At 60.5% G+C, this 20,647-nt stretch carries 27 protein-coding genes; 19 read left to right on the forward strand and 8 right to left on the reverse strand.

Features of this window, described 5'->3' with window-relative positions; all coding sequences use genetic code 11:
* Nucleotides 1–97: 97 nt before the first annotated feature.
* From Q7L05_RS03245 to Q7L05_RS03270, 6 genes are all read right to left on the reverse strand, one after another.
* The gene (locus tag Q7L05_RS03245; RefSeq protein ID WP_303901858.1) at nt 98–442 is read right to left on the reverse strand and encodes an STAS domain-containing protein; all 345 of its coding nucleotides are present in this window, start codon (nt 440–442) and stop codon (nt 98–100) included.
* Nucleotides 439–1,068 carry an MlaC/ttg2D family ABC transporter substrate-binding protein gene (locus Q7L05_RS03250; protein ID WP_303901861.1) on the reverse strand — a complete coding sequence of 210 codons (630 nt, stop codon included), beginning with the start codon at nt 1,066–1,068 and terminating at the stop codon, nt 439–441. Before Q7L05_RS03250 ends, Q7L05_RS03245 begins: the two co-directional genes overlap by 4 nt.
* Complete coding sequence (gene mlaD, locus Q7L05_RS03255) at nt 1,065–1,541, reverse strand: outer membrane lipid asymmetry maintenance protein MlaD (protein WP_303901864.1); 477 nt, start codon at nt 1,539–1,541, stop codon at nt 1,065–1,067. The genes Q7L05_RS03250 and mlaD overlap by 4 nt, the downstream gene beginning before the upstream one ends.
* A complete protein-coding gene (mlaE, locus tag Q7L05_RS03260; protein WP_303901867.1) occupies nt 1,541–2,338 on the reverse strand; it encodes a lipid asymmetry maintenance ABC transporter permease subunit MlaE in 798 nt (265 codons plus the stop codon). Before mlaE ends, mlaD begins: the two co-directional genes overlap by 1 nt.
* Nucleotides 2,329–3,159 carry an ABC transporter ATP-binding protein gene (locus Q7L05_RS03265; protein WP_303901870.1) on the reverse strand — a complete coding sequence of 277 codons (831 nt, stop codon included), beginning with the start codon at nt 3,157–3,159 and terminating at the stop codon, nt 2,329–2,331. Before Q7L05_RS03265 ends, mlaE begins: the two co-directional genes overlap by 10 nt.
* Before the next feature lie 398 nt (nt 3,160–3,557).
* Nucleotides 3,558–4,178: a hypothetical protein gene (locus tag Q7L05_RS03270; RefSeq protein ID WP_303901873.1), complete on the reverse strand. Its 621-nt coding sequence runs from the start codon at nt 4,176–4,178 to the stop codon at nt 3,558–3,560.
* A gap of 483 nt (nt 4,179–4,661) precedes the next feature.
* On the opposite strand from Q7L05_RS03270, the gene Q7L05_RS03275 reads away from it, so the two are divergent.
* The 19 genes from Q7L05_RS03275 to yjgA all read left to right on the forward strand — a co-directional run bounded on the left by Q7L05_RS03275 (nt 4,662) and on the right by yjgA (nt 19,330).
* Nucleotides 4,662–5,441 carry an MlaA family lipoprotein gene (locus Q7L05_RS03275; protein WP_303901876.1) on the forward strand — a complete coding sequence of 260 codons (780 nt, stop codon included), beginning with the start codon at nt 4,662–4,664 and terminating at the stop codon, nt 5,439–5,441.
* A 20-nt stretch (nt 5,442–5,461) separates the two neighbouring features.
* Entirely contained in the window at nt 5,462–6,448 is a 987-nt protein-coding gene (locus tag Q7L05_RS03280) for a calcium/sodium antiporter (protein ID WP_317623082.1), read from the forward strand.
* 32 nt (nt 6,449–6,480) lie between these two features.
* Nucleotides 6,481–6,687 carry a heavy-metal-associated domain-containing protein gene (locus Q7L05_RS03285; RefSeq protein ID WP_303901878.1) on the forward strand — a complete coding sequence of 69 codons (207 nt, stop codon included), beginning with the start codon at nt 6,481–6,483 and terminating at the stop codon, nt 6,685–6,687.
* 14 nt (nt 6,688–6,701) lie between these two features.
* Nucleotides 6,702–7,706, forward strand: coding sequence for a KpsF/GutQ family sugar-phosphate isomerase (locus Q7L05_RS03290; protein WP_303901881.1), 1,005 nt, complete (start codon nt 6,702–6,704; stop codon nt 7,704–7,706).
* Between the two features lie 62 nt (nt 7,707–7,768).
* Nucleotides 7,769–8,293 carry a 3-deoxy-manno-octulosonate-8-phosphatase KdsC gene (kdsC, locus tag Q7L05_RS03295; protein ID WP_303901884.1) on the forward strand — a complete coding sequence of 175 codons (525 nt, stop codon included), beginning with the start codon at nt 7,769–7,771 and terminating at the stop codon, nt 8,291–8,293.
* Complete coding sequence (gene lptC, locus Q7L05_RS03300) at nt 8,290–8,859, forward strand: LPS export ABC transporter periplasmic protein LptC (protein WP_303901887.1); 570 nt, start codon at nt 8,290–8,292, stop codon at nt 8,857–8,859. Before kdsC ends, lptC begins: the two co-directional genes overlap by 4 nt.
* The gene (gene lptA / locus Q7L05_RS03305; protein WP_303901889.1) at nt 8,840–9,349 is read left to right on the forward strand and encodes a lipopolysaccharide transport periplasmic protein LptA; all 510 of its coding nucleotides are present in this window, start codon (nt 8,840–8,842) and stop codon (nt 9,347–9,349) included. The genes lptC and lptA overlap by 20 nt, the downstream gene beginning before the upstream one ends.
* Nucleotides 9,346–10,092 (forward strand): LPS export ABC transporter ATP-binding protein, encoded by a 747-nt coding sequence (gene lptB / locus Q7L05_RS03310; protein WP_303901892.1) that lies wholly within the window; start codon nt 9,346–9,348, stop codon nt 10,090–10,092. Before lptA ends, lptB begins: the two co-directional genes overlap by 4 nt.
* A gap of 267 nt (nt 10,093–10,359) precedes the next feature.
* On the forward strand, nt 10,360–11,829 hold the full coding sequence (locus tag Q7L05_RS03315; RefSeq protein WP_303901895.1) for an RNA polymerase factor sigma-54: 1,470 nt from the start codon (nt 10,360–10,362) through the stop codon (nt 11,827–11,829).
* A gap of 31 nt (nt 11,830–11,860) precedes the next feature.
* A complete protein-coding gene (hpf, locus tag Q7L05_RS03320; RefSeq protein ID WP_303901898.1) occupies nt 11,861–12,175 on the forward strand; it encodes a ribosome hibernation-promoting factor, HPF/YfiA family in 315 nt (104 codons plus the stop codon).
* Nucleotides 12,176–12,201: 26 nt separating this feature from the next.
* Nucleotides 12,202–12,657 carry a PTS IIA-like nitrogen regulatory protein PtsN gene (gene ptsN / locus Q7L05_RS03325; protein ID WP_303901901.1) on the forward strand — a complete coding sequence of 152 codons (456 nt, stop codon included), beginning with the start codon at nt 12,202–12,204 and terminating at the stop codon, nt 12,655–12,657.
* Entirely contained in the window at nt 12,657–13,592 is a 936-nt protein-coding gene (gene hprK / locus Q7L05_RS03330; protein ID WP_303901904.1) for an HPr(Ser) kinase/phosphatase, read from the forward strand. The genes ptsN and hprK overlap by 1 nt, the downstream gene beginning before the upstream one ends.
* A complete protein-coding gene (gene rapZ / locus Q7L05_RS03335) occupies nt 13,589–14,449 on the forward strand; it encodes an RNase adapter RapZ (RefSeq protein ID WP_303901907.1) in 861 nt (286 codons plus the stop codon). Before hprK ends, rapZ begins: the two co-directional genes overlap by 4 nt.
* Nucleotides 14,449–14,859 carry a PTS sugar transporter subunit IIA gene (locus Q7L05_RS03340; protein WP_303901910.1) on the forward strand — a complete coding sequence of 137 codons (411 nt, stop codon included), beginning with the start codon at nt 14,449–14,451 and terminating at the stop codon, nt 14,857–14,859. Before rapZ ends, Q7L05_RS03340 begins: the two co-directional genes overlap by 1 nt.
* Nucleotides 14,852–15,121: an HPr family phosphocarrier protein gene (locus Q7L05_RS03345; RefSeq protein ID WP_303901912.1), complete on the forward strand. Its 270-nt coding sequence runs from the start codon at nt 14,852–14,854 to the stop codon at nt 15,119–15,121. The genes Q7L05_RS03340 and Q7L05_RS03345 overlap by 8 nt, the downstream gene beginning before the upstream one ends.
* A 130-nt stretch (nt 15,122–15,251) precedes the next feature.
* Nucleotides 15,252–16,976, forward strand: coding sequence for a phosphoenolpyruvate--protein phosphotransferase (ptsP, locus tag Q7L05_RS03350; protein ID WP_303901913.1), 1,725 nt, complete (start codon nt 15,252–15,254; stop codon nt 16,974–16,976).
* Nucleotides 16,977–17,108: 132 nt separating this feature from the next.
* Entirely contained in the window at nt 17,109–18,467 is a 1,359-nt protein-coding gene (gene mgtE / locus Q7L05_RS03355; RefSeq protein WP_303901916.1) for a magnesium transporter, read from the forward strand.
* A gap of 85 nt (nt 18,468–18,552) precedes the next feature.
* Nucleotides 18,553–18,744 (forward strand): acetyltransferase, encoded by a 192-nt coding sequence (locus tag Q7L05_RS03360; protein WP_303901919.1) that lies wholly within the window; start codon nt 18,553–18,555, stop codon nt 18,742–18,744.
* Between the two features lie 61 nt (nt 18,745–18,805).
* Nucleotides 18,806–19,330: a ribosome biogenesis factor YjgA gene (yjgA, locus tag Q7L05_RS03365; protein ID WP_303901921.1), complete on the forward strand. Its 525-nt coding sequence runs from the start codon at nt 18,806–18,808 to the stop codon at nt 19,328–19,330.
* Between the two features lie 100 nt (nt 19,331–19,430).
* Here yjgA and Q7L05_RS03370 read toward each other — a convergent pair whose 3' ends face one another.
* Nucleotides 19,431–20,264, reverse strand: a complete 834-nt coding sequence (locus tag Q7L05_RS03370; protein ID WP_303901924.1) for a carbon-nitrogen hydrolase family protein — start codon at nt 20,262–20,264, stop codon at nt 19,431–19,433.
* Nucleotides 20,265–20,303: 39 nt separating this feature from the next.
* Nucleotides 20,304–20,630 carry a hypothetical protein gene (locus tag Q7L05_RS03375; RefSeq protein WP_303901927.1) on the reverse strand — a complete coding sequence of 109 codons (327 nt, stop codon included), beginning with the start codon at nt 20,628–20,630 and terminating at the stop codon, nt 20,304–20,306.
* Nucleotides 20,631–20,647: the final 17 nt, after the last annotated feature.

A 20,647-nucleotide genomic window follows, 5' to 3' on the forward strand; every position in this document is an offset into this window, starting at 1 on the left:
GACGGCCGCATACTTTGCCTTAAAATGAGGAGCGGCGGGAGCCGGTTTCCGGGCGGAGTTGCGAAAGGGTCCCGCCTGTAAGAGGGAGTAAGAGGGATTACCGCCGCTCCTGCTGCCCTGCCGGACGCGATTTCGCGGCTGCCGCCGATGCTACTGGCAGCAGCGGTTCCATTCCACTGGTGCGGGCAATCGCCAGCATCTGTTCGGGGACCTGTCGAAAACGGAGCTCCCGGCCGGCCTGCCGCGCCCGGCGTATCCATTCCATCAGTAAGGCAACACCCGCGCTGTCGGCCCGTGTCACACCGGAAAGGTCGATGGTGAGATCGCCGCTATCAGTTTTAAACACCGACTCGCTCTGTTTCAGGACCTTCGTCACCGTCTCGAAGGTCAACTCCCCTTCCACCCGGCATGATCCGTTATCAGCATTGAAGCCGGCCGTCATGAAGGCGCCCGGCCGTTCTTCCCGGACATGCGCGCAAGCAGGGCATCCATTCCTTCCCGCCGGATTACTGTATTGTATTCATTACGGTAATTGAGCAGCAGGCTAACCCCGTCCACGCTGATGTCGTAGACCAGCCACTTGCCATTTGCCTGATGGAGCCGATATACGATGGGGATCGAGGGTCCGCCCTGGTCCGAAACGACTTCGGTGGGCACGCTGACCCGATCGGCATTCTCTCCGGCATGAACCGGCCGATAATCGATCGTCTCGCCACTGTATTCCAGAAGGGCCGTGCCGTAGGTACGCACCAGAAGACGCCGAAACTCCTCCACAAACTGCCGACGCTGCTCCTCGCTGGCGGTACGCCAGTGCCGGGCGAGAACAAGGCGCGACATGGCCTCGAAATCGAAGTGCGGCAGAACAATGTCTTCGATCAGGGCGTAGAGCTCCTCGGGATTCTGCTGCAAGGCCTCACGCTTGGACTCGAGCCGGGAGAGCACGGCATCGGTGGTCTCCCGTACCAGCGATTGCGCCTGCTCGGCCGATTGGGACTGGGCCGCCACCGGGCCCGCGCTCAAAAACCATGCCGTCAGGCCCCAGATCACTATTCGTCGAATCCGTTTCATGGCTCTGCACCCTCCTTCGAATCATCCGATCCCTGGCTGAACAGGAACTGGCCGATGAGCCTTTCCAACACCAGTGAGGACTGTGTCAGATGAATAACGTCCCCATCGGCAAGGTTGTCCAGCGCACCGCCCGGTTCCAGCCCGATATATTTCTCTCCCAGCAAGCCGGAGGTGAATACCGAGGCGCTGCTGTCCTCGGGCAACTGGTCGTACTGCGACTCGATGCGCATGCTGACCACCGCCTCGAAGGTCTTCTCATCGAAGTCGATATCGACCACCCGCCCGATACGCACACCGGCCATGGTGACCGGCGAGCGGACATTCAGCCCGCTGATGTTGTCGAAGCGGGCCTTGATCTCGTAGCCGTCCGTTTCACCAACCGACGTCAGGTTGCTCACCTGCATTGCCAGCATGAAAAGCGCCGCCAGCCCACCGGCCACGAATACTCCCACCCAAATCTCAATCGTCCGCATCAGGGTTCCCCGAACATCAAAGCCGTCAAAATGAAATCCAATCCCAGCACCGCCAGAGAGGTGTGAACCACCGTACGGGTCGTGGCCCGGCTCACCCCCTCGGAGGTCGGTACGGCGTCATAACCCTCGAAAACCGCGATCCACGAGGCCACAAAGCCGAATGCCAGACTCTTGATGACACCATTGATGATGTCATCCCAAAAGTTGACGCTGTTTTGCATCTGCGACCAGTAGGCACCCTCATCGACACCCAGCAGTTGTACCCCCACGATATAGCCGCCCATGATGCCGATGGCACTGAAAATCGCCGCCAGCAGAGGCAGGGAGAGAAAGCCCGCCAGGAAACGTGGGGCCAGCGTCCGCTTGATGGGATCCACCGCCATCATCTCCATTCCGGAGAGTTGCTCGGTCGCCTTCATCAGCCCGATCTCCGCGGTCAGGGCCGATCCGGCGCGACCGGCGAACAGCAGCGCGGCCACCACCGGTCCCAGCTCGCGCACCAGCGTCAGCGCCACGACGGTCCCCAGGGACTGCTCGGCCCCGAAATCCACCAGCGTGTAGTAACCCTGTAGACCCAGCACCATCCCGACGAAGAGGCCCGAGACCAGAATAATCAGCAGCGAGAGTACGCCGACGCTGTAGATCTGCTGCACCACCAGTCCGAAACGCGGCACCAGGGCCGGCAGGCGACCCAGGATCGAAAACAGCAGAAGATGACCGCGTCCGAGCCGCTCGAAAAAGCCCAATGCGCTGGCGCCCAGAGCCTGGAACCAGCCGGCGGGTCCCTTTATTGCCATGCACGGCCCCCTTCACTCCCGGCCAGGAGGTCTTCAGCGAAGTCGGGCGCCGGATAGTGGAATGGCACCGGCCCGTCGGGCAGGGCCTTGAGGAACTGGCGGGCCCACTCGGAATCGTAGTGTTCGAGCTCGCCCGGGCTGCCGTGGGCGACCACCTTGCCGTCCGAAAGCAGGTAGATGTCATCGGCGATGGCCGAGGTCTCCTGCACGTCATGGGAAACGATGACACTGGTCAATCCCAGGGCGTCGTTCAGCTCCCGAATGAGCTTGACCAGTACCCCCATGGAGATGGGGTCCTGCCCGGTGAACGGCTCGTCATACAGAATCATCATCGGATCCAGGGCAATCGCCCGGGCCAGTGCTACCCGCCGTGCCATCCCCCCCGAAAGCTCAGCGGTCGTGAGCCCGCGCGCGCCTCGCAGACCGACGGCCTCCAGTTTCATCAACACCAGGTCCCGAATCATCGATTCCGGCAGATCGGTGTGCTCGCGCAGGGGAAAGGCCACATTATCGAAGACGTTGAGATCGGTGAGTAGTGCCCCGCTCTGGAACAGCATGCCCATGCGCTGACGCAGCCGGTACAACTCCCGGGTACGGAGCTTCGGCACTTCCAGGCCGTCGACGCGCACGCTTCCCTTATCGGGCCGGAGCTGCCCACCAATCAGGCGCAACAGCGTCGTCTTGCCGGTGCCGCTGGGCCCCATGATCGCGGTGACCTGTCCGCGACGGATATCGATGTCCACGCCGTCAAAGATCGTCTTGCGCCCGCGCGCGAAATGCAGGTCGCGGATACTCACCAATGGCTCAATGTCCGGGGACATGCCAACCCCTTTTTCTTGTTAGCAGCACAGTGTCTAACATCGACTGCCCGAGCGTCAACTCGCCATGCCGCAGCAACAGGGCCCCGCATATTTTAGAAGCGAGCGGTGTCACTCCTTGATAGCAGGTCGTCGGCAGCACGCCGCCAGGGATGGCGGTGTTAGACAATGCAGGAGCACACTTGTCGAGGGATGCTGCCCTCGAGCGTACACGGATGAAAGATGATTGCTCCTGCATAATCTTCACTTCCTACATCCCTGTAGGTCGTATTCACAGCGTACCGGCTATCAAGGACTTGGTTCGCTCGCCGGCATCAAAAATGGGGGTATGCGCTTACCCTGGCTGCAGCAACGGTGCAACCCCGCCTTGGGACAAGCGTCACAATACGGGTAACGAGACCCTATACGCCCAGCAGATCGGCAATGACCCGTGCCTGATGCATCATCTCCAGGGCGTCGGGTTCCCGGCCGCACCACAGCAACCCCTCTCCCGCTCCGCTGGCGGCAAGCAGCTCCAGCATTTCCCGAAGTGCCCGCGACTCGACACGGCTCCCTGTGCAGCGCCGAATGGCCAGCCGCCCCGGTCCGCGGCAACTCCTTCCGTCGGACGAGCAGATATCCACCCGCTCGTCTGCATACTCCGGTGCGGCAATCAGACAAACCGGAGCAAGCTCGGCCCATCCTGCGCCAAAAGCAATCCGCGGGGGAGGCTCACACCCGGAATCGGCGACGAACCCACCCAGGCGTTCACCCACAAGCGCCGCAAGTGCGAGCAACCGGCCGGGATCGATCGATGCCGCCTCTTCGCTCGGCAACTCCAGATAGAAACGGAAGTCTTCACCGGTATCATCACGCCATTCGTCGGCCCGCTCCCGAGTCAGTCCAAGCCAATCGGGCACTGGCACCACCACCGCCGAAAATTCACCGGCGTAATAGCCAAGGCGCCAATCCCCGGGCAGATCATCCGGGTAAAAACGCCCCTGCCACCTGTCATGGTCCCAACCATAGGCCCCAATCCGCACGAAGGTTCTCCTGCTATTCTGTAAACCGCGGCAATGATAACCTGCCTGCCTCTGGCTCCCAGGGCAACCGCCTACTTTGAAGCGAGCGGTGTAAGTCCTTGATAGCAGGTCGTCGGCAGCACGCCGCCAGGGATGGCGGTGTTAGACAATGCAGGAGCACACTTGTCGAGGGATGCTGCCCTCGAGCATACACGGATGAAAGATGATTGCTCCTGCATCATCTTCACTTCCTACATCCCTGTAGGTCGTATTCACAGCGTATCGGCTATCAAGGACTTGGTTCGCTCGCCGGCATCAAAAATGGGAGTATGCGTTTACCCTGCTCTGGCTCCATAGCAAGAGGCCCTGGACGGGACAAACCTGCCCTCCCGAACACCCGGAGCTTTGCAGAGAATCACGCCAAGTCGCCATCGGCCTTGATCACCACACCCCCGCCTGCGGATAATGCGCGTCCTTAGAGTCCGGGAAAGAAGGAATAATCAGGTGCTGCCAACCCGCACAACGGCCATGGCCGGAGTACTGTTTCTGCTTGCCGGCGCTGCCGGCGCACAGGAAGCCTGGCCCGAGGAGCCCCACGATCCGCTGGAAGGCTTCAACCGAGCCGTCTACCGTTTCAATGACACCTTTGATCGGACGCTGCTCAAGCCTGTCGCCCAGACCTATCAGGATGTGCTTCCCAGGCCGGTCAACCGCGGCATTTCCAATTTCTTCGGCAATCTCGGCGACGTGGTCAACCTCGTCAACAATCTGCTTCAGTTCAAATTCAAGCAGGCGGTCTCCGACGCAGGCCGCATAACCTTCAACACCACGGTGGGGTTGGGCGGACTTATCGACGTGGCCACGCCAATGGATTTCCCCAAGCATAACGAAGACTTTGGACAGACGCTGGGTTACTGGGGTCTGGGAAGCGGCCCCTATCTGGTGCTGCCGTTCCTCGGACCCAGCACGCTGCGCGACGGCTTCGGTCGGATCCCGGATGGCTACGCCTATCCCGTGTACCGGTTGGATGACGAGACTACCCGCTGGAGCCTGATTGGCCTGGAAGCGGTGGATACGCGTGCCGGACTGCTGCGTGCCAGCCGCGTGCTTGAGGAGGCCGCACTGGATCCCTACGGATTCATGCGGGATTCCTACCTGCAGCGACGACAGAGCCTGGTCCACGACGGCAGCCCGCCGATGATGGACTCGGATCCGTTTCTGGACGATTCCTTCCTGGATGATGATTCGTTCCTGGACAGCCCCGATTCCGGCGGCGCGCCCTAACGACCCTTTCCGGAGACGTCATGCTGCTGTCATCTTCACTCGCCGTACTGGCCGGTTTCGCCCTGCTGGTGTGGGGTGCCGATCGCTTCGTGGAAGGCGCAGCCGCAATCGCCCGCAACCTGGGCATCACACCCATGGTGATCGGCCTGACCGTGGTCGGGGTAGGCACCTCCGCCCCGGAAATACTGGTATCCGCCACTGCCGCCTGGGCCGGCAGCCCGGATATGGGGGTCGGCAACGCAATCGGTTCCAATATCACCAACATTGCGCTGGTGCTGGGCGCGACGGCGGTGATTACGCCACTTGCGGTACGTTCGGAGACCTTGCGCCGCGAATTCCCGCTACTGCTGGTGGTAATGCTGATCGCTCTGGGACTGCTGCTGGACGGGCACCTGGGGCGGCTTGATGGTACGCTCCTGGTGCTGGGCATGGGCTTGGTCATCTACTGGATCGTTACCCTTGCCCTTCAGCAGCGTGCTGGCGGGGAAGCCGACCCGCTGGATGCCGAGTACAGCAACGAACTTCCTCCGGAAATGGGCACCGCCAAGGCGATATTCTGGCTGGTGGTGGGCATAATGGTGCTGGTTGGCAGTTCACGGCTGCTGGTCTGGGGCGCGGTCAATATCGCCCAGTGGCTCGAGGTGCCGGATCTGATTATCGGGCTGACCATCGTCGCCCTGGGCACCAGCCTCCCGGAACTGGCTGCCTCGATCATGAGCGCGTTGAAGGGAGAACACGACATTGCTATCGGCAACGTCTTGGGCTCCAATATGTTCAACCTGCTGGCCGTGCTGGGCATGCCCGGGTTGATTCACCCTGCCGTGCTTCAGGGAGATGTTCTCACCCGCGACTACCCGATCATGATCGGCCTTAGCATAGCGCTGTTCGCCATGGCCTACGGATTCCGTAAACCCGGCCATATCAGCCGCACCGAAGGCGGTATCCTGCTAGCCGCCTACGTCGGCTACATGTGGCTGCTGTATGAGAGCGTTCAGGGTGCCGTCTGATGACCGCACAATTCACAAATTAGAGGTTAACGATGCAGACCGAACAATTCACCGTGCAAAACGTAAAATGTGCCGGTTGCGCGAGCAATATCGAAACCGGGCTAAAAGCGTTACCCGGTGTCAGCGATGTCGAGGTGATGGTTGAGGGCGGCACGGTCACCGTAAAAGGGGATACTCTGGACCGGGGTCAGCTCAGCGCCAAACTCACCGAGCTTGGCTACCCGGAGGCATGGCTCTGAAAGTGCCATTTGACATGAAACAGCACACTGGCACACCACGAACGGCCGACGACGTCCGTCTTTGCAACCTGGGCCGCGCGGTGCTTGAGACCGAGGCCCATGCAGTAGCCTGTCTGGCGGAGCGTCTTGATGGTGAATTCGCCACTGCATGCCGACTGATGTTGGCCTGTGAAGGGCGGGTGGTAGTCACGGGCATGGGAAAATCGGGCCATATCGGGGCCAAAATTGCCGCCACCCTGGCCAGCACCGGCACTCCGGCCTTTTTCGTGCATCCCGGCGAAGCCAGCCATGGTGATCTGGGGATGATCACGCCCAAGGACCTAGTGCTGGCGCTGTCGAATTCCGGGGAAACCGACGAACTGCTGACCATCCTGCCGCTCATCAAGCGGCTGGCCGTTCCGATGATCGCCTTTACCGGAAAACCGGCTTCACGTCTTGCGCAGACCGCAACCGTGCACATCGACGTCTCGGTGGAAAAAGAGGCGTGTCCGCTGGGTCTGGCGCCGACGGCCAGTACCACTGCGACCCTGGCCATGGGCGATGCCATGGCCGTGGCCCTGCTGGAGTCACGTGGCTTTACCGCCGAGGATTTCGCCCGTTCTCATCCGGCGGGCACACTGGGCCGGCGTCTGCTGTTGCGAATCGAGGATTTGATGCATACCGGTGAAGCATCGCCGCGGGTCCATGAAAAGGCACGCCTTTCCGAGGCACTGGTGGAGATGACCCAGAAGGGCCTGGGAATGACCTCGGTCGTAGATGCCGAAGAGCGGCTGATCGGCATCTTCACCGATGGCGACCTGCGCCGCCTTTTGGACCACGGCGACTTCCATTTTTCCAACTTGCCGATTGCCGAGGTCATGCACCAGGGCGGCATCACCGCCCGCCCCGCCATGTTGGCCGCGGAGGCTTTGAAGATAATGGAGTCCGGCAAGATCAACGCGTTACCGGTGGTGGACGATGAGGGAAAGCTGCTGGGCGCGCTCAATATGCACGATCTGCTGCGGGCCGGCGTGGTATAGGCAGACGGGCACCTAAGTCCGACAGGCTGCTAGAACCTCGCGAACGAAGTGAGTAATTGATTATGCAGGATATACTGGAAAAAGCCGCCCGAATCCGCCTGGTGATCTTTGATGTCGACGGTGTGCTGACCGATGGCAGTCTGTTCATCGGCGATGATGGCCAGGAATACAAGGCCTTCTATTCGCGTGACGGTCACGGCATGAAAATCCTGCAGGCCAGCGGCGTCGAGATCGGCATCATCACCGGCCGCACCTCGGAAGTGGTCAGGCTGCGCATGGAAAGCCTCGGAATTCGGCACGTCTACCAGGGGCGTATGGAAAAACTTCCGGCCTTCGAGGACCTGCTTGCAGCCACCGGAGTGCTTGCCGAAGAGGTCGCCTATGTGGGTGACGATATCATGGACCTTCCGGTCATGCGGCGGGTCGGTCTGGCAGTGGCGGTTCAGGACGCCCATACACTGGTCAAGAAACACAGTCACTGGGTCACCCCCAATGGAGGCGGCCGGGGCGCGGGCCGGGATACTTGTGAACTCATTATGGAGGCGCAGGGCACTCTGGACGCGCAGCTTGTTCCCTATCTGCGATGAATCGTCGCGTTCTACTCTTGGTGTTATTCGCTTTGGGGGCTCTCCTGTTGAGCAACTGGCTCTCCCGGCAGGCTGAAGACAAGCGAGAGAGGCGTGAACAGGTCCGTCGCCAGATTCCCGATTACTTTCTGACGGATTTCACCGCCACCACAATGGGACCGAAAGGTCAGCCCGAGTACCGGCTCTCTGCCATGCGTATGGAGCACTATCCTGATACGGATACGGCCGTGCTAATGCAGCCGCGTATCCTGCTCTATGGGGATGGTGAGGCAAACTGGCATGCCCGCGCCGATGGCGGCCGGGTAGGCCCCGGGGGCGAAGTGGTGTACCTTAACGGCAATGTGGAAATCCATCAGCCGGGCGAAACCGGCAGCCCTCCACGCATGTTGGAAACCGAGCATATCCAGATATACCCGCAGAAGAATTATGCGGAGACCGATGCCCCGGTAACGATCACGGGACCGCAGACTCAAATCGATGGAGTGGGAATGCGGGCTTACTTTGTGCAACAGCGTCTTGAACTGCTTTCCGAGGTGACTGGAACCCATGAACCGATCCGCCGCTAATCTATTCTGGCTCCTGCTAGTGTTCGCCCCATCCATTGCATGGGCGCTCTCCAGCGATCGCGAACAGCCGATCCATATTCGTGCCGCCAGCGTCGAGATCAACGAAAAAACCGGAGTCAGTGTCTACACCGGCGATGTCAATGTAACCCAGGGCAGTATGGAACTCACCGCCGAAGAGTTGATTGTCTATCACGAAAACGGTGAGGTAAATCGCATGGAGGGTGAAGGCAAACCCGCCACCTTCCGACAGCAGCCGGACGGGGCCGCACACGAGGTGCGCGGCGAGGCACTGCGCATCGAATACGATGCCGATGCCGAGAAGGCCTATCTTGTCGGGCAAGGCCATGTCTGGCGGGGCAATGATGAATTTCTGGGCGAACGTATTGTCTTCGATACCGTAGAAAGCATCGTTCACGCCACCAGCGGCGATGATGATCGGGTGCGCGCAGTAATCCAGCCCAGAAAGGACAAGGAGAATGATTCGCCATGACCGCTCCAGCCGCGCAGCCGGCACGTCTGGCCGGACTCGGGCTGGCCAAACAGTATCGTTCCAAAACCGTAGTCGACGACGTTTCTGTCGAAATCTACAGCGGCGAAGTGGTCGGACTGCTCGGTCCCAACGGCGCCGGCAAAACCACCTGCTTTTACATGATCGTGGGGCTCGTTCCCTGTGATGCCGGGCATATCCTTCTCGACGAGGAGGATCTCACCCGCCATCCCATGCACCGCCGGGCACGCCGGGGTGTCGGCTACCTTCCGCAGGAGGCATCCATCTTTCGCAAGCTCACTGTTGCCGAAAACATCCTGGCGATCCTTGAAACGCGAGCGGATCTGGAACGCAGCGAGCGCGGGGACCACCTGGAATCGCTCCTGGAGGAGCTGCATATTACCCATATCCGCAACAATGTCGGCATGAGCCTGTCAGGGGGTGAGCGGCGGCGGGTCGAAATTGCCCGGGCACTCGCCACCGAACCCCGATTTATCCTTCTGGATGAGCCGTTCGCCGGCGTGGACCCGATTTCGGTAATCGATATCCAGGGCATCATCAAGCACCTTCAGGAACGCGGTATCGGCGTACTGATAACCGACCACAACGTTCGCGAAACGCTGGGAATCTGTGATCGCGGTTACATTCTCAACCAGGGCCGGGTGATCGCCCAGGGAAATCCCGACCAGCTGTTGTCCAATCAACAGGTGCGGGACGTGTACCTGGGCCAGCACTTCCGGCTCTGAGGCACGGACGGGGACAACGGCAGCGACAAGCAAAATTACTGCCAAAACCATGAAGTATCCGTTAGACTGCCTCAGTCCCGTGTCGGCCCGAATGGTTCACAAATTACACGCGCCCTCGTTTGCCTTTGTCCGCACCAGGGATGTTTCTCAGTCGGCCGTAGCTACCAATAAGCCACTCCGTCGGAAAGTCCCATGTGCGAACCATATCCTGCGCGACCATCGCGCGAATTTACAAAACATCGAGGCTAGGGATTTCGCAGTGTCGCCATGAAGCAATCGCTACAACTCCGTCTAGGCCAGAACCTCACCATGACGCCGCAATTGCAGCAGGCGATCCGCATGCTGCAATTGTCGACCCTGGAATTGCAGATAGAGGTACAGCAGGCCCTCGAATCCAACCTGATGCTCGAGGAGACTGAAGAGCCCGAGGAGGAGAGCGAAGCGCGGGATGCCGAAAGGGAGGAAGCGGATGCCGCCCGGGAGTCCGACGAAAAGACGGATGACATTCGACTCGATGAAGATGCCGGCATGCCGGACGAGCTCCCGGTGGACAGTGCCTGGGAGGACGTCTACGAGACACTCTCCACCACGCCAGCATCATCCGGCGATGACGATGATCGTCCTGTGGACTATGGCGACACCCGCTCCGAAAGCCTCCGCGAACACCTGCTCTGGCAGATGCAGATGACACCGATGTCAGAGGTCGACCAAACCATCGCCGAGGCAATTATCGATGCTGTGAGCGATGATGGCCTCCTGACGCTGCCGCTCGAAGAGATTCACGAAGGGCTGGTGCGCCAGGATGCGGAGATCGAATTCGACGAAGTGGAAGCCGTTCTGCACCGGGTGCAGAATTTTGATCCGCCCGGAGTGGCCGGCCGTGATCTGCGGGAAACCCTGCTCCTCCAGGCCCGACAGCTCGAGACACGCAACCCGCGCCTGAAAATGGCCATCCGATTGCTTGAGGATTTTTTCGAGCTGCTCGCCAAACGCGACTACAACCAGCTCAAACGGCGCCTGAAGGTGGATGAAGAAGAGCTGCTTGCCGTGATTCGTGTTATACAGTCGCTCAATCCACGGCCCGGCAGTACCATTGGTGCAGCGAATTCGGAATACGTGATACCGGACGTGATTGTCCGTAAACTCAAGGGGCACTGGCGAGTGGAGCTGAATCCCGAAACGGCACCCCGGCTGCGCGTCAACGCCCAGTATGCGGCCCTGATCAAGAAGATGGAAAACAGAAGCGATTCCACGACCCTGAAAAACCACCTTCAGGAGGCGCGCTGGTTTATCAAGAGCCTCCAGAGCCGCAACGAGACTCTGCTACGGGTTGCGACCGCAATCGTAAAGCATCAACAAGAGTTCCTGGAACGGGGCGAGGTTGGCATGAAAGCCATGGTGCTGCACGATATCGCCGAGGAGCTCGCGCTGCACGAATCCACCATTTCGCGCGTCACCACCCGCAAATACATGCATACCCCACGGGGTATCTTCGAACTCAAGTACTTCTTTTCCAGCCATGTCGGCACAGCCGACGGTGGCGAGGCTTCCTCCACCGCAATTCGAGCCTTGATCAAACAGCTGGTTGCCGATGAAAATGCGGCAAAACCACTGAGTGACAGTAAAATTACCACCCTTCTCGGAGAGAAGGGGATTAAAGTGGCCCGCCGCACGGTGGCGAAATACCGGGAGGCGATGGCCATCCCCCCATCCAACGAACGCAAACGCCTGGCCTGATCGGCCAGGCTCAATACGAAAGGAGCGTACCATGCAACTCAACGTTACCGGTCACCACGTGGACATCACCCCGGCCCTTCGGGACTATGTTTCTTCCAAGCTTGAACGCCTGGAGCGTCACTTCGATCATGTAACCAATGTCCACGTTATCCTTACGGTCGAGAAACTGTCTCAAAAAGCGGAGGCGACCATCAATATCACCGGTAACCAGCTGTTTGCAGATGCCGAGGACGAGGACATGTATGCCGCCATCGATGCACTGGTGGACAAGCTGGACCGGCAGATCCGACGCCACAAGGACAAGGTCACCGATCACCACCGTAACGAAGGCGCCGCCTTTAAATAGTCCCCTGAGGAGCTTCAATAGACATCATGGAACTAGCCGATTTGTTATCTCCCAGTCGCGTCAGCACCGGCCTGCCGGCTGCCAGCAAAAAACGCGCCTTAGAGGAACTGAGTGGCCTGATGGCTGCCGAGGATCCTGCGTTGACGCAGAAGGATATCTTCGACAGCCTGCTCTCACGGGAGCGACTTGGCAGTACCGGCCTGGGCCATGGAGTGGCCATTCCCCACGGGCGGCTGAAGAAGAGCCAGCGGGTGCTTGCCGCCTTTGTACGGCTTGAAAATGCCGTCGACTACGACGCCGTGGATCACGAGCCGGTGGATCTGATGTTTGCTCTTCTCGTACCCGAAGAATCGACTGATGAGCACCTGCAATTGCTGTCGCAATTGGCCCAGATGTTCAGCGATCCTGAACTCCTGGACCGACTGCGCAGTGCCGGCGATTCCGACTCGCTCTATCGGTTGATTAAAAACTGGCAGCCCTAATGACCTCCCGGCCGGTCACCACCGATAGCCTGTACGATGCTCATCATGAGCGCCTCAAGCTGCGCTGGCTGGCCGGTCCGCGCGGGGCCGGACGTCCCGTGCTACAGGCGGAGGACACGGAAACCTCGCTGATCGGACACCTCAATTTTATCCACCCGCACCGCATTCAGGTGATCGGCCATGCCGAACTCGACTACCTGCACGGACTCGGAAAAAACTCGTACGAAGATACCCTGGCCCTCCTCTTCTCCGGCGATAGCGCCATCGTCATCATTGCCGAAGATCAACCGCCACCCCGACGGATGCTGGAACTGGCCGAACAGAAGGAAATACCGCTGCTGGGCACCACCAAAAGCAGCGAGAGAGTCATCGACCACCTCAACTATTACCTGACACACCTGCTGGCTGCCAAGACGATGCTGCACGGTGTCTTCATGGAGGTAATGGGCATCGGCGTACTGCTGACGGGCAAGTCGGCCATTGGCAAAAGCGAACTGGCCCTGGAACTCATAACCCGCGGCCACCGTCTTATTGCCGACGATGCTCCCGAATTCGTGCGAATCACCCCGGACATCCTCCAGGGACAGTGCCCCGAAGCCCTGCGAGACTTTCTGGAAGTCCGGGGCCTGGGGGTCCTCAATATCCGTGCCATGTTCGGCGACACCTCCGTCAAACGTCAGAAGTACCTGCGGTTGATCGTCCAGCTCACCGAGTTTCAGGAGCCGGAGGAGGCGGACCGGTTCACCGGTAGCCGTCGGATGGAGCGGATTCTCGAGATCGATGTTCCTGAAATTTGTCTGCCGGTCGCCCCCGGGCGCAATCTGGCGGTTCTGGTGGAGGCGGCTGCCCGCAACCACATCCTGTACCGTAACGGCTATGACGCTGCCGAAGACTTCATTGGTCGACAGCGCGAGTTGATGGAGAGAGAGCGGTGAGACTCTTCGTTGTCAGTGGCACTTCGGGAGCCGGCAAGAGCGTAGTCCTGCACGCACTGGAGGACGCAGGCTTCTACTGCATCGACAATTTGCCCATGGGGCTGCTCCCGGCCTTTGCCAAGGAACTGGTAAATGCGGGTAGCGAGAACTACCAGTATGCCGCCGTTGGTGTGGATGCTCGCGATCTTACGGGCGATTTGAGCAATTTTCCGCGGATCCTCGGTCGACTGGGTGAACTTGAGGTGGACTGCCGGGTAGTCTTCCTCGACGCAGACGACGCAACACTCATCAAGCGCTTTTCCGAGACGCGTCGACGCCACCCACTCACTGACGAACAACTGACCCTTGCGGATGCCATCCGCCACGAGCGGACCCGACTGGAACCGATCTCCACCCGGGCGGATCTGAAGTTCGATACCAGCCGCACCACCATCCACCAGCTGCGCGATTGGGTTTTGCAGCAATTGGGGGGGCCGCCGAGCGAGACCACCTCCCTGCTGTTCGAATCTTTTGGTTTCAAACACGGGATTCCGGTGGACGCCGATTTTGTCTTCGACGTAAGATGCCTGCCCAATCCCCACTGGGAACCCCATCTGCGGGCCCTTACCGGTCGTGATGAGGAGGTGGCCGCTTATCTGCAAGGCCACGAGGACGTCACTCATATGCTCGATGACATCGTCAACTTTCTGGACACCTGGCTGCCTCGTTTCGAGGCCGATCGCCGCAGCTATGTCACCGTCGCAGTCGGTTGTACCGGCGGCCAGCACCGTTCAGTTTACCTGACCGAGCAGCTGGCCGAATGTTTCCGCCGCGCTTACCCACGGGTACTGACGCGGCATAGGGAGCTGGTGCACTGATGAATACGGGCCTTTTGATTATCGCGCATGATCAACTCGGCGCGGCCCTTCTCGAAACCGCATCCAATACCCTGGGCTGCTGTCCGATCAATGCGGAGGTCCTGCCGGTTTCGCGGGATCAGGATCCCGAGGCCCTGCGCATGGAGGCGCGGCGGCTCGCCGAGAGCCTGGACAAGGGTGATGGACTCCTGGTCCTGACCGACATGTACGGTTCCACACCCGGCAATATCGCCTGCAGTCTGCTTGGGCGATCCGCCGTGCGTGTCGTTGCCGGGGTCAACCTGCCCATGCTTATCCGGGTATTCAATTATGCCAACATGGAACTCGATGCCCTGACAGCGAAAGCCCTGTCGGGGGGTCACGACGGCGTGCTGCTCTGCGAGGAACCCCTGGAGGCCAAACATGCCTGAACGGGAAGTGGAGGTCGTCAACAAACTGGGCCTGCACGCCCGGGCGGCGGCCAAGTTCGTCAAGCTGGCGTCGGAGTTCGAATCCGATGTCGGACTCGCCCGGGACGGCCGCAAGGTCAACGGCAAGAGCATTATGGGTGTGATGATGCTCGCCGCCGGAAAAGGGAGCCGCGTTACGCTCACGGCCGCCGGCCCTGATGAACAGCAGGCGCTGGACCGTCTGCAGTCGCTCTTCGAAGAACGCTTCGGCGAGGAGGTCTAGCAGCCACGGGGCTGTCGCTCGTAGGTCGGCCTCCAGGCCGACACCCGGTGGGGCTAAAAGTCGACCGATGTGGGTTGTCACCACTCGGTTCGCTGCCCTGGCAGACTGCTAGACACGGGAGATTTCGACCATGGCCGTAGCCCTGCCCGGCACGGGCGTCTCCAAGGGAGTTGGCATCGGCAAGGCCCGCATCCTGCAGCGGGGCCGATTGGAGATACTCGAATACGTGCTCCCCCGACAGCACGTCGAGGAGGAGGTCGTCCGCTTTCAAAAGGCCCTCGCCACCGCCCGCAGCCAGCTTGAGGCGATCCGCGATCGTATTCCCTCCGATACACCGGAAGAGATCGCGGCATTCATCGACACCCACCTGCTGATGCTCGAAGACAGCACGCTCTCGGCAGCACCGGTCGAGCTGATCCGCTCCAGACGCTGCAATGCCGAATGGGCCCTCAAACTGCAGCAGAATGCCCTGGAAAAGGTGTTCGATGCCATGGACGATGCCTATCTCAAGACCCGGCGCGATGATGTCGCTCATGTAGCGGGGCGGGTACAGCAGGTGCTGTCCCAGGGGGAACGTTCGGCAGGCGTGCCTGAACCCGACGCCGGGTCACGAATCGTTATTGCCATCGATATTGCCCCCAGCGACTTGCTCCTGCTGCATGAACAGCAGGTGGCGGCGATTGTCACGGAACGCGGTGGCCCGCTCTCCCACACCGCCATCCTCGCTCGCAATCTCGGGATCCCGGCAATCATGGGCGTAACGCGCGCCTACCAGTACATTGACGATGATGAACCGGTGGTCGTGGACGGGGAGCGCGGGGTCCTGATGGCCGGCCTGGACCCGGCGACGCTCGATTCCTATCGACGCTATGAGCGAGCACGCCGACGCGCCCGCGCTTCCCTCAACAAGCTCAAGGATCAGCCGGCAACCACCCGGGACGGCGTCGAGATCGTGCTGCACGTCAATATCGACTTGCCCGGGGATTTGGGCCAGGTACGCCGTGTCGGAGCCAGCGGGGTAGGACTGTTTCGTACCGAGTTTCTCTACATGAACCGCCGGGTCCTGCCCGATGAGGAGGAGCAGTATCGTATTTACCGGCGGGCGCTCAAGCGCCTGCGCGGTCTGCCGCTCACCCTGCGCACTCTGGACCTGGGCGCCGACAAGGGTACCGAGGCAGAGATCACCACCTCGGTCTCACCCCTCGGACTGCGCGCGGTGCGCTTCTGCCTGAAGGAGGTGGACCTGTTCCGTGCTCAGTTGAGAGCCGCCCTGCGCGCCTCGGCTCACGGTCCCGTCCGACTGCTGATTCCCATGCTCACCCATATCGGCGAGGTGCACCAGGTCCGCGGGCTGCTGGTACGCTATATGGAGGAGTTGAGCCACGAGGGCAAGCCCTTCGACTCGAACATCCCCATGGGCGGGATGATCGAAGTGCCCGCCGCCGCCCTCTGTGCCGAATCCCTGGCGGGTCACCTGGACTTTCTCTCCGTCGGCACCAACGACCTGATCCAGTACACCCTCGCCACCGACCGTATCGATGCGGCCGTGAGTCACCTTTATGACCCGCTCAACCCTGCCGTGCTGCGGCTACTCGCCATGATTCTCGACGCCGGACGCCGCCGAGGTGTTCCGGTTGCCATGTGCGGAGAAATGGCCGGCGACCCGCTGTTCACCCGTTTGCTCCTTGGCATGGGCCTCAGCGAATTCTCCATGCCTGCCGGCGCACTGCTTGAGGTCAAAAGCATCATCACCTCCAGTGACGTCGCCAAGATCAGACACCGTGTCCATCGACTTCTGAAACAGCACGATCCCCTCGAAATCGCCGACGCCCTGGAGGCAATCAATCGGCTCTGAGGTCCTGTTTCTCTTTGGCCAGCGAAATCGCAGAGCGTAAACCTCCGGTTACGTTCCAGGGCCACCAAAACCTGGTTGCCATGTGCGCCTAACCCGCCCTACACTTCCCTGCTCTATCCAGCCGGTGCTCCCATGACCGAAGCCATTGAGAAAGAAAAAACACCCGATCGTCTGCAGAGTTTTCACCGCTTTCTGTCGGCAGACGATACCGAGGGCATGCGCCAGGCGCTCGCGGAGATGCACCCGGCAGAAATCGCCGTGCTGCTGGAATCCCTGCCCACGGATGAACGGCTTCAGGCCTGGAAAGAGGTCCCCTCCGAGCAGACCGGCGAAGTGCTCGCCCAGGTTCACGACAAGGTCCGCCTGACCCTGATCGGCACGATGGACTCGGATGAGCTCATCGCAGCCACCGAAAACCTGGACACGGATGACCTTGCGGACCTGCTGCCGGATATGCCCGAAGAGGTCATCCAGCAGCTGCTGAATACGATGGATGAGCAGAACCGCGAGCGACTCGAAACGGTCCTGCCCTACCCGGAGGACAGCGCCGGCGGGTTGATGAACGTCGACACCATCACGGTGCGGGCGGATATCACCCTTGATGTGGTCCTGCGCTACCTGCGCCGCCGCGGCGAAATCCCCGAAACCACCGATAATCTGGTGGTGATCAATCGCACCGGACATTATCTGGGACTGCTGCCGATCACCGAACTGCTGACCAACAAACCCGACCAGTCGGTGGCCGAGGTCATGCAGCGTGGCGTCGAGCCGATATCGGCCGATACCGAAGCGCACGAGGTCGCCCGCATCTTCGAGCAGCGCGATCTGGTCACCGCCCCTGTGGTGGATGCCGACGGCAGGCTGCTCGGCCGCATCACCATCGATGATGTCGTCGACGTCATTCGCGAAAGGGCCGATCACTCCTTCATGGGTATGGCGGGCCTCACCGAGGAAGAGGACATCTTCGCCCCGGTAATCACTTCGAGCCGCCGCCGCGCTATCTGGCTGGGGGTCAATCTCATGACTGCTTTCCTCGCCTCCTGGGTGATCGGCCTGTTCGATGCGACCATCGACCAGCTGGTGGCGCTGGCGGTTCTGATGCCCATCGTCGCCAGTATGGGCGGCATCGCCGGCAGTCAGACGTTAACGCTGGTGATCCGTGCCCAGGCCCTTGGCCAGGTGGGCGTAAGCAACGCACGTCAGCTGTTGATCAAGGAGCTCACCGTCGGGTTTCTGAACGGGCTGGTGTGGGCCACGGTCATCGCGGTGGTGGCCGGACTCTGGTTCGATAGCGTATGGCTTGGAGTCATCATTGCCGCTGCGATGATGATCAATCTGGTCGTGGCGGCCCTCTCCGGCACGGTCATCCCACTGATCCTGAAAAAAGTGGGCGCCGATCCGGCCCTGGCCGGCGGGGTGGTCCTGACGACAGTCACCGATGTAGTGGGCTTTTTCGCGTTCCTCGGACTGGCGACGCTGTTCCTGGTCTAGTTTTTCACCGCAAAGACGCAAGCGCGCGAAATCAAAACGGGTTTTCTTTGCGCCTTTGCTCGGCAACGATTCGACGAGGGAATCTATGAAGCAGGAGAGACTGATCGCATTGGCGGAAGCGGTAAGGAAGCGCTGCGTAGAGACGGCCGAGGAAGCGTACGAACAGGCCTCGATCAGCGGGTTATGCGGGAGTGGCGCGTGGGAAGTCGCCCAGGGTGCCGTGAAGACACTGGATATCGAGCCCCTTATCCGGGAGTTTCTCCGTTCCAACCGCTGAAGGAGGGGCTGGTTCGACAACGGTGAAGGATGCGGCCCGCAAACCCGGGTATAATCCCCCCATGAACGAATCTGATTTCGAGTCCGGTATCGAAGAGCAGCCGGAGCCCCCCAGCAAAGGCCACTTCAAGCGCGAGAGCCATGCATTGCTAAAGGCGGCGTATCAGTTGGTTGAACTGCCCGACGCCAAATTACAGCTGGTGCCGATGTCCGACGACCTGAAAGAGGCGGTGGAACTGGGCCGGAAAATCAACAAGCACGGCGGTCGCAAACGGCAGATCAAGTACATCGGTAAACTGCTGCGCAGCATCGACGCAGAGCCCATTATGGAGGCCCTGGAGACCGTCGACTCGCGGGCTGCCGCCGCTACCGCGCGGCACCATCTGGCCGAACGCTGGCGCGAACGCCTGCTGGACGAAGGGGATACCGCAGTCGGCGAGTTCGTAGAGACCTATCCGCAGGTGGACCGTCAGCATCTGCGTCAGCTGATGCGGAACGCCCGCGCCGAACGCAAGTCGGAAAAGCCGCCGCGCCACAGCCGCGAACTCTTCCGACTGGTTCGGGATACCATCGAAGGGCAGACGTAAAAGCGGGTTAACGAGGCGGTGGGTTACGGCGCGTTCAGCGTTCCAGTCCCATTCACTGCTGCGGCGCGCCTAACCCACCACCCTACGCAGCACCTAGCCACTAAGTACCTTCAGTCATATCGCAGGCGATACGGCGGTGACTCAGAACGGGGAAGGTGCGGCGGATGTCCGATAGGCGGTTGCGGTCGATCTCGGCGCTGACCACACCAGAGCCCCGCGGCAATCGATCGGCCACGATGCCCCATGGATCCACAATCATGCTATCGCCGTGGGTCTCGCGACCATTGGCGTGATAGCCGCCCTGAGCGGATGCCACTACATAACAGAGATTTTCAATGGCGCGGGCCCGAACCAGCACCTCCCAGTGTGCCTTGCCGGTCACTGAGGTGAATGCCGAAGGCAGGGCGATGATCTCCGCGCCCTCGCCCGCCATACGCCGGAACAGTTCCGGGAACCGAAGGTCGTAACACACCGCCATGCCCAGACGCCCCACCGGGGTATCGACTACCACCACACGGTTGCCCGGCTCGATGGTTTCCGATTCGACATACTTTTCGCCGCTCTCAGTCAGCTGTACATCGAACAGATGGACTTTGTCATAACGGGCTCGCTGCTCACCGGTATCATCAAACAGCAGTGAGGCCATTCGAACCTTGGAGTCGTCATCCGTGGCCAGCGGAACGGTCCCGCCCACCAGCCAGATCCTGTTCCGCCGTGCCTGATCGGCCAGGAAGCCCTGGATAAGGCCATCGCCCTCACGTTCGCGGATCTCGACCTTGTCCCACTCAGTCAATCCCATCAGGGCAAAGTTCTCTGGCAGCACAACCAAACGGGCCCCGGCTTCCGCTGCACGGCCGATCAATCGGGCCGCCTCGAACAGGTTGGCGTGAACGTTAGGGCCCGAGGCCATTTGTACCGCAGCGACACGAGTCACGGAATCAAGCTCCTCACAAAAGATTTGGGAAAGTAGCGACTACTGCTTTATCTGCAGCTCAACGAGATCCGGGGCTGAACTGCCGGGAACCAGTTCAATTCGATCCGAGGCGATGCCCAAGGCAACCAACCAGGCCCGTACTTCGAGGGCCCATACGTTACCTTCATCCCCGCCCGGATATCGAATTTGCAATCGGGCATCGGGGTCGTCCAGGATTGAGCTTACCGCGTTCGACAGCGCCGAGTGGTTGAGCAGCGCTTCACCGTTTCGTGGCTGCGCCCACTCCTCGGCGGTGATGGCCTGGGGATTGGCAACTGCGGAGGTCCATAGAGCGATTAGCGACAGCAGAAAAATAACCTGTTTCATAGGTGCAGAATAGCAGC

Source organism: Thiohalomonas denitrificans (assembly GCF_016841685.1).
In the GTDB taxonomy this organism is placed as follows: domain Bacteria; phylum Pseudomonadota; class Gammaproteobacteria; order Thiohalomonadales; family Thiohalomonadaceae; genus Thiohalomonas; species Thiohalomonas denitrificans_A.

Coding starts and splice junctions, on each gene's coding strand:
- Q7L05_RS03245 (WP_303901858.1), bottom strand. CDS start 442: ATGACGGCCGGCTTCAATGCTGATAACGGATCATGCCGGGTGGAAGGG.
- Q7L05_RS03250 (WP_303901861.1), bottom strand. CDS start 1,068: ATGAAACGGATTCGACGAATAGTGATCTGGGGCCTGACGGCATGGTTT.
- mlaD (WP_303901864.1), bottom strand. CDS start 1,541: ATGCGGACGATTGAGATTTGGGTGGGAGTATTCGTGGCCGGTGGGCTG.
- mlaE (WP_303901867.1), bottom strand. CDS start 2,338: ATGGCAATAAAGGGACCCGCCGGCTGGTTCCAGGCTCTGGGCGCCAGC.
- Q7L05_RS03265 (WP_303901870.1), bottom strand. CDS start 3,159: ATGTCCCCGGACATTGAGCCATTGGTGAGTATCCGCGACCTGCATTTC.
- Q7L05_RS03280 (WP_317623082.1), top strand. CDS start 5,462: ATGCTGCTGTCATCTTCACTCGCCGTACTGGCCGGTTTCGCCCTGCTG.
- Q7L05_RS03285 (WP_303901878.1), top strand. CDS start 6,481: ATGCAGACCGAACAATTCACCGTGCAAAACGTAAAATGTGCCGGTTGC.
- Q7L05_RS03290 (WP_303901881.1), top strand. CDS start 6,702: ATGAAACAGCACACTGGCACACCACGAACGGCCGACGACGTCCGTCTT.
- kdsC (WP_303901884.1), top strand. CDS start 7,769: ATGCAGGATATACTGGAAAAAGCCGCCCGAATCCGCCTGGTGATCTTT.
- lptC (WP_303901887.1), top strand. CDS start 8,290: ATGAATCGTCGCGTTCTACTCTTGGTGTTATTCGCTTTGGGGGCTCTC.
- lptA (WP_303901889.1), top strand. CDS start 8,840: ATGAACCGATCCGCCGCTAATCTATTCTGGCTCCTGCTAGTGTTCGCC.
- lptB (WP_303901892.1), top strand. CDS start 9,346: ATGACCGCTCCAGCCGCGCAGCCGGCACGTCTGGCCGGACTCGGGCTG.
- Q7L05_RS03315 (WP_303901895.1), top strand. CDS start 10,360: ATGAAGCAATCGCTACAACTCCGTCTAGGCCAGAACCTCACCATGACG.
- hpf (WP_303901898.1), top strand. CDS start 11,861: ATGCAACTCAACGTTACCGGTCACCACGTGGACATCACCCCGGCCCTT.
- ptsN (WP_303901901.1), top strand. CDS start 12,202: ATGGAACTAGCCGATTTGTTATCTCCCAGTCGCGTCAGCACCGGCCTG.
- hprK (WP_303901904.1), top strand. CDS start 12,657: ATGACCTCCCGGCCGGTCACCACCGATAGCCTGTACGATGCTCATCAT.
- Q7L05_RS03340 (WP_303901910.1), top strand. CDS start 14,449: ATGAATACGGGCCTTTTGATTATCGCGCATGATCAACTCGGCGCGGCC.
- Q7L05_RS03345 (WP_303901912.1), top strand. CDS start 14,852: ATGCCTGAACGGGAAGTGGAGGTCGTCAACAAACTGGGCCTGCACGCC.
- ptsP (WP_303901913.1), top strand. CDS start 15,252: ATGGCCGTAGCCCTGCCCGGCACGGGCGTCTCCAAGGGAGTTGGCATC.
- mgtE (WP_303901916.1), top strand. CDS start 17,109: ATGACCGAAGCCATTGAGAAAGAAAAAACACCCGATCGTCTGCAGAGT.
- Q7L05_RS03360 (WP_303901919.1), top strand. CDS start 18,553: ATGAAGCAGGAGAGACTGATCGCATTGGCGGAAGCGGTAAGGAAGCGC.
- yjgA (WP_303901921.1), top strand. CDS start 18,806: ATGAACGAATCTGATTTCGAGTCCGGTATCGAAGAGCAGCCGGAGCCC.
- Q7L05_RS03375 (WP_303901927.1), bottom strand. CDS start 20,630: ATGAAACAGGTTATTTTTCTGCTGTCGCTAATCGCTCTATGGACCTCC.